Below are 359 nucleotides of genomic sequence, written 5' to 3' on the forward strand. Positions count from 1 at the left end.
CCTCCAAATCCAACTCGGTGCTGGTCAAGGGCACCTGGCGGATCGATGACAGCCAGACCCTGGAAGCCGGCTACCGCCACTACAGTGGCCACCAGGGCGAGATCATGGCCTCGCAGATCATCCGCGTGGACCGCGACCGCGTGCCGCAGTGGTCGCCGGGCAGCGTGGACCTGGATGCCTACAACCTGCGCTACCGGTTCGACCCGGGCAACGACCTCGTCGACCTCAAGGCCAACCTCTCGTACACCCAGGCCGACAGCCTGATGTACAACGGCCTGACCGGCATCACCCCGTGGTACTTCGATCGGCGCACCGAGTGGTATGACGGCCCGACGTTCAACACCGACCCGGGCTACAAG

At 65.2% G+C, this 359-nt stretch carries 1 protein-coding gene; it reads left to right on the forward strand.

Going from position 1 to position 359, the window contains the following annotated elements; genetic code table 11:
• A partial coding sequence (locus AC1DN0_RS41975; RefSeq protein ID WP_477146742.1) for a hypothetical protein occupies positions 1 to 359 on the forward strand: 359 nt, incomplete at both ends.

It is taken from the genome of Cupriavidus sp. 05N39 (assembly GCF_056397325.1).